The organism is Allobosea sp., from assembly GCF_036675845.1.
In the GTDB taxonomy this organism is placed as follows: Bacteria; Pseudomonadota; Alphaproteobacteria; order Rhizobiales; family Beijerinckiaceae; genus Allobosea.
The window spans coordinates 42,990-54,287 of record NZ_JAKFED010000058.1 but is presented as its reverse complement, the minus strand read 5'-3'; the positions used below and the strand labels follow the sequence as shown (position 1 = coordinate 54,287).

Below are 11,298 nucleotides of genomic sequence, written 5' to 3'. Positions count from 1 at the left end.
ACCGTGCCGCATGGCGACCGCTCGGACGTGGTGATCGAGCCCTGGCTGACCGACCAGTGGTATGTCGACGTCAAGCCGCTGGCCAACCGCGCGCTCAAGGCGGTCAAGGACGGGCGCACGAAGATCACGCCCGAGAGCTGGACCAGGACCTATAATGACTGGCTCGAGAACATCGAGCCCTGGTGCGTCTCGCGCCAGCTCTGGTGGGGCCACCAGATCCCGGCCTGGTACGGGCCGGACGGCGAATGCTTCGTCGCCGAGTCGGAAGCCGGCGCGCAGGCGCTGGCGCTCGGCCATTATGGCGGGCCGGTCGCGCTGACGCGCGACGAGGACGTGCTCGACACCTGGTTCTCCTCGGCGCTCTGGCCGTTCTCGACGCTCGGCTGGCCGGAGGAGACGGCCGAGCTCGAGCGCTATTATCCGACGGCGACGCTGGTCACCGCCTTCGACATCATCTTCTTCTGGGTCGCCCGGATGATGATGATGGGCCTTAACTTCATGGACGAGGTGCCGTTCAAGGACGTCTACATCCACGCCATCGTTCGCGACGAGAAGGGCGCGAAGATGTCGAAGTCCAAGGGCAACGTCATCGACCCGCTGGTGCTCGTCGACAAATACGGGGCGGACGCGCTGCGCTTCACGCTCTCGGCGATGGCGGCGCAGGGGCGCGACATCAAGCTCTCGACGGCGCGCGTCGAAGGCTACCGCAACTTCGCGACCAAGATCTGGAACGCCGCCCGCTTCGCCGAGATCAATGGCTGCGTCCGTGCCGCAGGCTTCGACCCGGCCAGGGTCGCGCTGCCGCTCAACCGCTGGATCCTGAGCGAGGCCTCGCGCACCACTGACGCGATCGCCGCCGGCATCGAGACCTTCAAGTTCAACGAGGCTGCGGACGCAGCCTATCGCTTCGTCTGGGGCCAGTTCTGCGACTGGTATCTCGAACTCTCCAAGCCGGTGCTGCAGGGGGAGGGCACCGATGCCGCCGCCCTTGCCGCGAAGGCCGAGACGCAGGCAACGGTGGCCCATGTCATCGACCTGATCTGCCAGCTGCTGCATCCGTTCATGCCGTTCCTGACCGAGGAACTCTGGGCGCAGAAGGCCGGCGAGGGCGCGCCGCGTAAAGTGCCGGAAGGCGAGGCCGGGCTGGTCTGCCTGACGCGCTGGCCGCAGCTCGGCGCCTTGGTGAACGAGGCGGCCGAGGCCGAGATCGGCTTCGTCGTCGACCTGATCTCCGACATCCGCTCGGTGCGTTCCGAGACGAACGTTCCCGGCGGGGCGCAGGTGCCGCTGGTGCTGGTCAAGCCGAGCGCGGCGACGAAGGCCACGGTCGAGGCCTGGGCGCCGATGATCGAGCGCCTGGCGCGGCTCTCGGTGATCCAGTTCGCCGAGGCGGCGCCGGGCCAGTCGGCGCAGATCATCGTGCGCGGCGAGATCGCGGCCCTGCCGCTGGCCGGGATCATCGATCTTGGCGCCGAGCGGACGCGGCTGGAGAAGGAACTGGTCAAGCTCGACCAGGACATCGCCACCGTCGATCGCAAGCTCGGCAATGCCGACTTCATGGCGCGCGCACCCGAGGAGATCGTCGAGGAGAACCGCGAGCGCAAGGCCTCGGCCGAAGCGCGCAAGCTCAAGATCGCCGAGGCGCTGGAGCGGCTTTCGTAGAGCTCCCCGTCATTCCGGCTGGAGCGAAGCGGAACGCTTAGAATCCATCGTCGGGCTCCGGTGCTCTACGATGGATTCCGGAGCTGCGCCGCTTCGCGGCTTGTCCGGAATGACGGTGCCTGGGGCGCAGACGGCCGCAGGGGCGAGGCGGCGATGGGCACGGCGCTTTCCGCATTTCCGTCATGAAAGCGTCGCGCAATTGACTCTGGCGTAAGAGACTTCTGGCCTGATCCCGCCAGATGGCTTAATGCACCGAGCGCAGGGCGCCCTTGCGTCCGACGCGAGAACCCAGGACCGGTTGCCCTCTTAATGCTCAAGCGTGCTTACGACTGGTGCGTGTCCTACGCATCGCACCCGGGCGCTCCCTGGCTGCTCTTCGCGCTCACCTTCGTCGAAAGCTCGGTCAGCCCGCTGCCGCCGATCCCGCTGCTGATTCCGATGTGCATCGCGCGGCCGGACCGGGCCTGGTTCTATGCCGGGGTCTGCTCGCTCGGCGCCGTGCTCGGCGGCTATCTCGGCTATGCGATCGGCGCGCTGCTCTATGAGTCGGTCGGCGCCTGGCTGATCGGCATCTACGGGCTGCAGGAGAAGGCGGCGCACCTGATCCACACCTCGCAGGACTACTGGTTCTGGGTGCTGCTGACCAAGGGCCTGACGCCGATCCCGTTCAAGATCGTCACGATCATGTCCGGCTTCCTGCATTTCGACATCTGGAAGTTCACCGTCGGCATGGTGATCTCGCGCACCACCTTCTTCGCGATGATCGCGCTGGCGCTGCGCTTCTACGGCGACGACATCCGCATCTTCATCGAGAAGCACCTGCCGATGACGGCGCTGGCGCTGGCCGTGGTCGTCGTCGGCGGCTTCTTCGTCCTGCCCGCGGTGCTCTGAGTGCGGCGGCCCGCCCGCCGCATCAGCGCTTCCGAAACACCACGCTGAGGTTGTTGGCCGGCATCGCCGTGATCTCGGGCGCGCCGAAGAAGCCCGCCGCGGCCGCCAGCGCCGCGACCGCGTCGAGCTCGCGCAGGCCCCAGCGCGGATCGCGCTCGCGCAGGCTGGCATCGAAGGCCGCGTTGCTGGCTGCGAGCGGGACGCCGCTCTGGCGATAGGGGCCGTAGAGATAGAGCGGGCCACCGGACGGCAACAGCCTTGCCGCCTCCGCGACCAGCCCCTGCGTCGCCGCCCAGGGCGAGATGTGGATCATGTTGATGCAGATCACCGCATCGGCCCGCTCGAGCGGCCAGCCGGGCGCCGCTGCATCGAGCGGCAGGGCCGGCAGCAGGTTTTGCAGCGCGACCTCGCGCGCCCAGGCGTCGATGCTGGCGCGGGCCTGCGGATCCGGGTCCGAGGGCTGGAAGGAAAGCCGTGGCAGAGCTGTCGCGAAATGCACGGCATGCTCGCCCGAGCCGCTGGCGATTTCGAGCACCAGCCCCGCCGCGGGCAGGGCGTTGCGCAGCACGGCGAGGATCGGATCGCGGTTGCGCTGGGCGGACGGGGCGGACAGGCGGATATCGGCTTGCGGCAAGTTTGCGTTCTCCCATCGCGTTCGCTGGACGATGCCTCAGATCACGTCGCATTCGGACGAATGCGAGAAAGCGTGATCGATTCTCAAAGTTTAGAGCATTGCTCTTGCGAAAAAACCGGTGCCCACTTTTTCGCGCAATGCCTCAGATCACGTCGCATTCGGACGAATGCGAGAAAGCGTGATCGATTCTCAAAGTTTAGAGCATTGCTCGTGCGAAAAAACCGGTGCCCACTTTTTCGCGCAATGCTCTATAAGCGCAGGCGAAGCAGGCCGATAACGAGTGCGGCCCTGCAGCCTTCGAGCCGGTGTTGTTAACCGAGATTTTGATCGTCGTCGTCCTCACCGTCATCAACGGTGTGCTCGCCATGTCGGAACTGGCGGTGGTCTCCTCCAGACCAGCAAGGCTCAAGGTCCTCAGCGATCAGGGCAGCAGGGGCGCAGCGACGGCGCTGCGGCTCGCCGACGACCCCGGCCGCTTCCTGTCGAGCGTGCAGATCGGCATCACCCTGGTCGGCGTGCTCTCCGGTGCCTTCTCCGGCGCGACGCTCGGCGCGCGGCTCGCGGACTGGCTGCGGGAGGAGGGCTTGTCCGGCGCCGCCGCTGACGGGCTGGGTGTCGGCATCGTCGTCGTCGCGATTACCTATCTTTCGCTGATCATCGGCGAGCTGGTGCCGAAGCAGATCGCGCTGCGCGATCCCGAGCGCGTCGCAGCCCGCGTCGCGCCGACGATGGCGCTGCTCGCCAAGGTCGGCTCGCCGCTGGTCTGGCTGCTCGACATTTCCGGCAAGGCCGTGCTGGCGCTGCTCGGCCAGAAGGGCGAGTCGGAGGAGAAGGTCACCGAGGAAGAGGTGCGCACCATCATCGCCGAGGCGGAGACGGCCGGCGTGCTGGAGCGCGACGAGCGCGCCATGATCTCCGGGGTGATGCGCCTCGCCGACCGCTCGGCGCGGGCGCTGATGACGCCGCGGCGCGAGGTCGAGGTCATCGACCTCACCGACAGCAAGGACGAGATCAAGACCCAGGTGCGCGGCACCAGGCGCTCGCGCCTGCCGGTGCAGGATGGCGAGGCCGACGCGATCATCGGCGTGGTCACGGTCAAGGACATGTTCGACGCGCTCTCAGACGGCGACGGCCGCGAACTGCGCAGCCTCGTCCAGCAGACGCCGGTGGTGCTGGACACGACCGGCGCGCTCGACGTGCTGCGCGCCATCCGCGCCTCGCCTGTGCATATGGCGGTGGTGTTTGACGAGTACGGCCATTTCGAGGGCATCATCACCTCCAGCGACGTGCTCGAAGCGATCACCGGCGCCTTCCAGGAGGAGGAGGACAGCGAGCCGGCCATCGTCACGCGCGCCGACGGTTCCTTCCTCGTCGCCGGCTGGATGCAGGTCGACGAGTTCTCGCACGAGCTCGGCATCCATGTGCCACGCGACGCCGACTACCAGACGGTCGCGGGCTTCGTCCTCGCCGAGATGAACCGGCTGCCGAATGTCGGCGAGGGCTTCAGAAAGGGCCATTGGCGCTACGAGGTGGTCGATCTCGACGGCCGGCGCATCGACAAGATCCTGGTCAGCCGGGCCGACTGAGGGGGGCGTTGGCGGGCTGCTTTTGAGCCCTCATCCCGAGTGTCCGACCGGGAATTCGAGCCCTCATCCTGAGGAAGCCCGCAGGGCTGTCTCGAAGGATGCTCCAGAGGGTTCCGGAGCCTCCTGAAACATCCTTCGAGACGTGCTTCCTGCGGAAGCGCTCCTCAGGATGAGGGCTGAGAGACAGCCCGATTGTCCAAGCGTCCGCACGACCGGCCGTTGACGCCCTTCGGGCTCCATGATCTACTTCTCGCAGGGGTTCACTCGCGACGACCCCGTGAGGCGACAGCCCAAGGATCGCGTCCAATCTCCTTATCTTTCAGGAGGGACGCCATGTCTTCCAACATCCAGATCAGCGCTGCCCAATTGTCCCGGCTCGTCGGCATGCCCGATGCGCCGGTGCTCGTCGATGTCCGTACCGAAGAGGATTTTGCCGCCGATGCGCGGCTGCTGCCGGCCTCGCAGCGGCGCGGCCATGGCGATGCCGCGACCTGGGCCGGGCTCTATGCCGGCCGCAAGGTCGTCGTCTGCTGCCAGAGGGGGCTGAAGCTCAGCGAGGGCGCCGCGGCCTGGCTGCGGCATGAGGGTGTCGAGGCGGAAACGCTTATCGGTGGCTTCGAGGCCTGGCGCGAGGCCGGCTTGCCACTGGTCAACGGCGGCAAGTTGCCGCCCCGCGACGGCGCCGGGCGCAGCGTCTGGGTGACGCGGGCGCGGCCCAAGATCGACCGCATCGCCTGTCCCTGGCTGATCCGCCGCTTCGTCGATCCCGACGCGGTCTTCCTGTTCGTCACCGCCTCCGAGGTCGGCGCCGTCGCCGAGCGCTTCGGCGCGACCCCGTTCGACATCGACGGGGTGTTCTGGAGCCATCGCGGCGAGCGCTGCAGCTTCGACACGATGATCGAGGAGTTCGGCCTCGCCACACCGGCGCTGGACCGGCTCGCGGGGATCGTGCGCGCCGCCGATACGGCGCGGCTGGAGGACGTGCCGCAGGCGGCGGGCTTCCTCGCCGCCTCGCTCGGCCTGTCGCGAATGTATCGCGACGATCTCGCCCAGCTCGACGCCGGCATGCTGCTCTACGACGCCTTCTACCGCTGGTGTCGCGACGCCACCGAGGAAACCCATAACTGGCCGTCGGTGCCGGCAGGCGCGGAGAAGCGGTCATGACCGTCGCGACGCATGAGGCGACATCGGCCGCCGCGCCCGAAGCGCCCTCGCTGGGCGAGGCGACCCGCGTCTGGCTGAAGATCGGGCTGCTCTCCTTCGGCGGCCCGGCCGGGCAGATCGCGCTGATGCACAAAGAACTGGTCGAGGAGCGCCGCTGGATCGGCGAGCGCCGTTTCCTGCACGCGCTCAACTACTGCATGCTGCTGCCCGGCCCGGAGGCGCAGCAGCTTGCCATCTATGTCGGCTGGCTGATGCATCGCACGCTCGGCGGCCTGATCGCCGGCCTGCTCTTCATCCTGCCCGGCGCGCTGGTGATGCTGGGCTTGAGCCTGCTCTATGTGCTCTATCGCAGCGTGCCGGTGGTCGATGCGGTCTTCTTCGGCGTCAAGGCGGCCGTGCTCGCCGTGGTGATCGAGGCTGGCCTCAGGATCAGCCGGCGGGCGCTGAAGAACCGGGCGATGGTCGCGATCGCGGTCGCGGCCTTCATCGCGCTCTTCCTGTTCAAGCTGCCGTTCCCGCTGGTGATCCTCTGCGCCGGGCTCGTCGGCTGGCTCGGCAGCCGCTACGCGCCGGCCCAGTTCGATGCCGGCGGCCATGCCGGCAAGGAGGGCGCGCCCGAATTCAGGAGCACCGTCGACCTGATGTTCGAGCGTGGCGAACTGGAACATGCCAGGCCCTCGACCGCCCGGGCGCTGCGGACGCTGGCGCTGTGGCTGCCGCTCTGGCTCGGGCCCGTCGTGCTGCTCTGGCTGCTGGCCGGCGCGGACAATGTCTTCACGAAGATCGGCGCCTTCTTCAGCGCCATGGCGGTCGTCACCTTCGGCGGCGCCTATGCGGTGCTCGCCTATGTCGCGCAGGCGGCGGTGGAGAGCCATGGCTGGCTCATCGCCGGCGAGATGGTCGACGGCCTCGGCCTCGCCGAGACCACGCCCGGGCCGCTGATCCTGGTGCTGCAGTTCGTCGGCTTCCTCGCCGCCTGGCGGGGGCAGACAGGGCTCGATCCGCTCCTTGCCGGCAGCCTTGGCGCGCTGCTGACATTGTGGGTGACCTTTGCGCCCTGCTTCCTCTGGATCTTCCTCGGCGCTCCCTACATCGAGGCGTTGCGTGGCAACCGGGCGCTGTCGGCGGCGCTGACCGCGATCACGGCAGCGGTCGTCGGCGTGATCATGAACCTCGCGCTCTGGTTCGGGCTGCATGTGCTGTTCGGCTCGGTCAGGCCGGTCGTGTTCGGGCCGCTGGCGCCCGACCTGCCGGTGCTGGCTTCGCTCGACTGGCGGGCGGCGCTGCTGGCCGCGGCGGCGATGCTCGCGATGCTGCGCTTCAGGATCGGCATGATCCCGGTGCTCGCCGGTTGCGCGCTGGCCGGCGTGCTGCTCCGCCTGGCGAGCTAGGCCGGATTTCGATCCGACTGACCCGTCATTGCGAGCACAGCGAAGCAATCCAGGGGCGGCAGAGCTCTACGTCCCCCTGGATTGCTTCGTCGCTTCGCTCCTCGCAATGACGGAAAGGCGTTTCACTCAGGTCGAAATCCGATCCAGCGATTGTTGCATCCGGCGGAATTCTGAACTGCCGAAGGCGGGAATTGCGTCGCGGCAGGCGAATGGTCATCTCGACGGGCCGGAGGCCTTCGCCATGACCCATCGCTTTCTCGAGATCGCCACCACCCCCGCCGTCAGGGCAGCGCAGGAGGCGCTGGGCAGTCGGCGCGCCTATGCGAGGCAGGAGCAGGGCGAGCCGCATCACGACCGGCTCGGCGGGAGCGAGGCGGCTTTCATCGCGGCCCGCGATTCCTTCTACATGGCGAGCGTATCGGAGACTGGCTGGCCCTATCTGCAGCATCGCGGCGGTCCGGAGGGCTTCCTGCGCGTGCTCGACGAGCGGACGCTGGGCTTCGCCGACCTCAGGGGAAACCGGCAATATCTCAGCCTCGGCAACCTGACCGCCGATGACCGCGCCTGCCTGTTCCTGATGGACTATGGCAACCGGGCCCGGCTGAAGATATTCGGGCGGGCGCGCTTCCACGACCTTGCGGCCGAGCCGGAACTGGCGCGGCAACTGATCGCACCGGGTTACGCGGCGGTGCCCGAGCGCGGCGTGACGATCGCGGTCGAAGCCTTCGACTGGAACTGCCCGCAGCACATCACGCCGCGCTTCAGCGAGGCCGAACTGGCCCCCGCCCTGGCGCCGGTGCGCGAGCGGCTGGCGGAACTGGAGGCGGAGAACGCGCGGCTGCGGGCCGAGCTTGCGGCGCGCGACCCGCTCAGCGGCGGTCGTTAGGCTCGATCACCCGGTATTCGGCATCGACGATCTCGCCGCGTGCCGGGCCGGGCTGCTGGCGGCCGAAGGGGTTCTGCGGGTCGATGCCGGCGGCGCGCAGGCGGCGGCGCATCTGCCAGGCGGCGATGGCGCCGCCGATCAGCACGACCGGGATCAGGACCAGCGCCAGGCTCGCCGCCACGAGGAAGAGCAGCACGCCGAGGGCAAAGGCCCCGGCCATGATGAGATAGCTCGCCCAGCGCGGCAGCCGGGCCGTGCCCTGGTTGAGACGGCTGTTCAGGTCGATGCGGATCATGGCTCCTTGGCTCGCAGATCTTGGGCTCGCATGGTCTCTTGGGCTCGCATGGTCGACCCTTATCTAGGAAGCGATTGCGGCGTTGACGAGATCGGCGGTCGCAGTTTCAGCCCGGCGCCGGCCAATCATAGATCCAGGCATAGCGCCGGCGCAGCCCGTCGGCGCCGAGGCGGCGCAGCACGAGGTCGCGGGCGAAGCTCCAGGGCCGGCCGAGATGATAGGAGCGGCCGTTGTCGCGGCTGGCCTGCTGGACGCGCGCGGCCCGGCTCTGCCGCGCCGTGGCATAGGCGGCGAAGGCGGCCGGGACGGAAGCCGTGCCGCCCGCCTGAAGCCCGGCGGCGAGTTCATGGGCCAGCACCGCCGCGTCCTCGATCGCCAGCGCCGCACCCTGGGCGAGAAAGGGCAGGACCGGATGGGCGGCATCGCCGAGCAGAGCGATGCGGCCTTTCGCCATTGCCGCCGGCTCGCGGTCGTAGAGCGACCAGACCTGCCAGCCGGGGGCCGCCTCGACCAGCTGGCGCAGCGGGGCCGGCGCCCCGTCGGCGATGCCGGCGAGGTCCTTTGCGTCGCCGTCGCGCGACCAGCCGGGACGGGCCTCGCGCGCGGCGCGGATCAGGACGAGGTTGATCTCCTTGCCGCCGGAGACGGGATAATGGACCGCGTGCCGGGCGCTGCCGAGGCGCAGCGCGATGGCAGGCTCGCGCAGGGCGGCCGGCAGTCCCGCGGCGGGGATCAGCGTGCGCCAGGCTTCCCAGCCGGTGAAGCTCGGCTCGCGCGCGTCGCCGGCGATCTGGCGGGCGCGCGACCAGAGCCCGTCGGCGCCGATCAGGCCCATGGCCTCGACCGTCTCGGCCCCGCCGCTTTCGCCGGCGAGCGTCACGGTCAGGCCGTTTTCGGTTTCGGCGCAGTCGACCAGCCCGCGGCCGATCAGCCAGCGGATATTGGGCAGGGTGCGCGCCGCATCGAGCAGGATCTGGTGGAGGTCTGCCCGCTTCAGCGCCCGCGAGGGCGTGGCGCCCGGTGCCGGCGGGGCGAAGGGCATCTGCAGCAATGGCGCGCCGCCCTGCCAGCGGCTGATGGCCAGCGCCTCGGGCCTGACCGCGGCGCGGCGCAGCGCGATGCCGAGGTCGAGCGCCTCGAGCACGCGCCCGGCATTGGGCGAGACCTGGATGCCCGCGCCGGCCTCGGCGAAGCGGGTGCGTTTCTCGGCGATGGCGACGGGGATGCCGCGCCGCGCCAGGGCGATGGCCGCGGTGAGCCCGCCAATGCCGGCGCCGGCGATCAGGATGGGAGACATGGCCTCAACAGGTCCGGTCCCGCCGCGCCCCCGGCGGGAAGCGCCTCACGCCGCCTTGGCGGCGTCGTGATACTCGCATTCCGCCGGCTTGCCATGGCCGGCGCCGAGCGAGGGCTCGTATTTGAACAGGGTCGAGCAATAGGGGCAGACGATCTCGTCGTCGGCGCCCATGTCGAGGAAGACATGCGGATGGTCGAAGGGCGGCTTGGCGCCGATGCACATCAGCTCGCGCGCTCCGACCTGGATGACCGCGACGCCGGGGTCGTTGTGGAAATGCGGGGTGCCGTGGTCGGCCATGGTCGCTCTCTTCGTCTCGATTTGCGGCGCAGGATAGTCGTTCGCCCGCAGGCGCGCCAGTGCGCCGGGGTGGAATCGGAGGGGCCGCTTGCGGCGTGATGTCCCGCTCAGCGCAGCCGGGCGCAGGCCAGGCCGATCTCGCGGGCGCGCGCGGTCTGCTCCGGGGTCAGGGCGTCGGCCAGCGCGCGGGTCCAGAGTTCCTCGCGCTTCAGCCCGTCCATCGAGCAGGTGCAGACGCGCTCGCAGATCTCCTTCGGCGTCGTGGTCGCGACGCAACTGCGCTGGCAGGCGCTGAGGAAGGGCACCGCTTCGGCATCCGGCAGCTTCGGCCCGGAGAGCTGCATGAACAGCAGCAGCGTACCGATGAAGAGCGGCTGGTGGACGAGGTAGACGAACAGGCTGTTGCGGCCGCCGAGCGCGATGAGCCGTGCCGGGCCGGACTTCGCCCGCCATTGCGTCCAGCCGGAATCGGGCGCCCGCGCCAGCAGCAGCTTGCCCAGCGCCATGCCGGCGAGCACGCAGGCGAACCAGGGGAAGAGCGGCACGAAATCGGCGGTGCGCGGCCAGGGGCCGAAGCCGAGCCAGGAGAGCCAGTCCGATTCGAAGAGCTCGGGGCCGAGGATGAAGGGCAAAGCGAACCAGACCGCGCCGATCAGCGCCAGCGCCAGGGCAGGCAGGCGCAGGAAGGGCAAGGCGAGAAGGCTCGCCAGCGCGATGTGATGCAGGATGCCGAAGAAGATGAAGTTCTCGGGTATGGCGAACCAGGTGCCGAGGCTGACCAGCAGGGCCGCGCCCGCGACCATGGCGAAGCGGCGCAGCCAGGCCTGCCGGTTCAGTCCGTTGCGGGTCGCCAGGACGAGGCTGAAGCCGACGATCGCCAGGAAGGAGCCGGCGATCAGCCGGGCGAAGAGGCGCCAGCCCGGATCGGAGACGACGTCGACGCCGATCAGCCGGAAGAAGGAGAGATCGTAGGCGAAGTGGTAGACGAACATGGCGAGCAGGGCTGCGCCGCGCGCCAGGTCGAGCAGTTCGATGCGGCCTCTGGCCGGTAGGGTGGTCTGGGCCGAGGCCGTGGCTTGCGCGCTCATGGCGTCGTCATAGGTATTCGCGTGCATCTGGGGAAGGCCGGAGCTCCGACGCGGCCGGATTTTTCCAACCATCCTCCGTCATTCCGGGCAAGCGCAGCGCAGACCCG

At 69.0% G+C, this 11,298-nt stretch carries 11 protein-coding genes; 6 read left to right on the top strand and 5 right to left on the bottom strand.

What is annotated here, in order from left to right; all coding sequences use genetic code 11:
- Positions 1-1,662, top strand: a 1,662-nt coding sequence (locus V6M56_RS06895; RefSeq protein WP_332682365.1) for a class I tRNA ligase family protein, incomplete at its 5' end; no start/stop codon positions are given.
- 309 nt (positions 1,663-1,971) lie between these two features.
- Positions 1,972-2,553, top strand: a complete 582-nt coding sequence (locus V6M56_RS06890) for a YqaA family protein (protein WP_332682363.1) — start codon at positions 1,972-1,974, stop codon at positions 2,551-2,553.
- Between the two features lie 22 nt (positions 2,554-2,575).
- On the opposite strand, the gene V6M56_RS06885 is transcribed toward V6M56_RS06890, so the two are convergent.
- Positions 2,576-3,187, bottom strand: coding sequence for a DUF938 domain-containing protein (locus V6M56_RS06885; protein ID WP_332682361.1), 612 nt, complete (start codon positions 3,185-3,187; stop codon positions 2,576-2,578).
- A gap of 323 nt (positions 3,188-3,510) precedes the next feature.
- On the opposite strand from V6M56_RS06885, the gene V6M56_RS06880 reads away from it, so the two are divergent.
- The 4 genes from V6M56_RS06880 to V6M56_RS06865 all read left to right on the top strand — a co-directional run bounded on the left by V6M56_RS06880 (position 3,511) and on the right by V6M56_RS06865 (position 8,214).
- A complete protein-coding gene (locus V6M56_RS06880) occupies positions 3,511-4,773 on the top strand; it encodes a hemolysin family protein (protein WP_332682368.1) in 1,263 nt (420 codons plus the stop codon).
- Positions 4,774-5,106: 333 nt separating this feature from the next.
- A complete protein-coding gene (locus tag V6M56_RS06875) occupies positions 5,107-5,937 on the top strand; it encodes a sulfurtransferase/chromate resistance protein (RefSeq protein ID WP_332682359.1) in 831 nt (276 codons plus the stop codon).
- A complete protein-coding gene (gene chrA / locus V6M56_RS06870; protein ID WP_332682358.1) occupies positions 5,934-7,328 on the top strand; it encodes a chromate efflux transporter in 1,395 nt (464 codons plus the stop codon). The genes V6M56_RS06875 and chrA overlap by 4 nt, the downstream gene beginning before the upstream one ends.
- A 241-nt stretch (positions 7,329-7,569) precedes the next feature.
- Entirely contained in the window at positions 7,570-8,214 is a 645-nt protein-coding gene (locus V6M56_RS06865) for a pyridoxamine 5'-phosphate oxidase family protein (RefSeq protein WP_332682356.1), read from the top strand.
- On the opposite strand, the gene V6M56_RS06860 is transcribed toward V6M56_RS06865, so the two are convergent.
- From V6M56_RS06860 to V6M56_RS06845, 4 genes are all read right to left on the bottom strand, one after another.
- Positions 8,198-8,509 carry a hypothetical protein gene (locus V6M56_RS06860; RefSeq protein WP_332682354.1) on the bottom strand — a complete coding sequence of 104 codons (312 nt, stop codon included), beginning with the start codon at positions 8,507-8,509 and terminating at the stop codon, positions 8,198-8,200. The two genes, V6M56_RS06865 and V6M56_RS06860, sit on opposite strands and share 17 nt — an antisense overlap.
- A gap of 106 nt (positions 8,510-8,615) precedes the next feature.
- Entirely contained in the window at positions 8,616-9,806 is a 1,191-nt protein-coding gene (locus V6M56_RS06855; RefSeq protein ID WP_332682353.1) for an FAD-dependent monooxygenase, read from the bottom strand.
- A 45-nt stretch (positions 9,807-9,851) separates the two neighbouring features.
- Complete coding sequence (locus V6M56_RS06850; protein WP_332682351.1) at positions 9,852-10,103, bottom strand: zinc-finger domain-containing protein; 252 nt, start codon at positions 10,101-10,103, stop codon at positions 9,852-9,854.
- A 107-nt stretch (positions 10,104-10,210) separates the two neighbouring features.
- Positions 10,211-11,191, bottom strand: coding sequence for an acetyltransferase domain-containing protein (locus V6M56_RS06845; protein WP_332682350.1), 981 nt, complete (start codon positions 11,189-11,191; stop codon positions 10,211-10,213).
- Between the last annotated feature and the right edge of the window lie 107 nt (positions 11,192-11,298).

Bases quoted from the DNA above. Each gene is read 5' to 3' on its own strand.
- V6M56_RS06890 (WP_332682363.1), top strand. From the start codon at position 1,972: ATGCTCAAGCGTGCTTACGACTGGTGCGTGTCCTACGCATCGCACCCG.
- V6M56_RS06875 (WP_332682359.1), top strand. From the start codon at position 5,107: ATGTCTTCCAACATCCAGATCAGCGCTGCCCAATTGTCCCGGCTCGTC.
- chrA (WP_332682358.1), top strand. From the start codon at position 5,934: ATGACCGTCGCGACGCATGAGGCGACATCGGCCGCCGCGCCCGAAGCG.
- V6M56_RS06865 (WP_332682356.1), top strand. From the start codon at position 7,570: ATGACCCATCGCTTTCTCGAGATCGCCACCACCCCCGCCGTCAGGGCA.
- V6M56_RS06860 (WP_332682354.1), bottom strand. From the start codon at position 8,509: ATGATCCGCATCGACCTGAACAGCCGTCTCAACCAGGGCACGGCCCGG.
- V6M56_RS06855 (WP_332682353.1), bottom strand. From the start codon at position 9,806: ATGTCTCCCATCCTGATCGCCGGCGCCGGCATTGGCGGGCTCACCGCG.
- V6M56_RS06850 (WP_332682351.1), bottom strand. From the start codon at position 10,103: ATGGCCGACCACGGCACCCCGCATTTCCACAACGACCCCGGCGTCGCG.
- V6M56_RS06845 (WP_332682350.1), bottom strand. From the start codon at position 11,191: ATGAGCGCGCAAGCCACGGCCTCGGCCCAGACCACCCTACCGGCCAGA.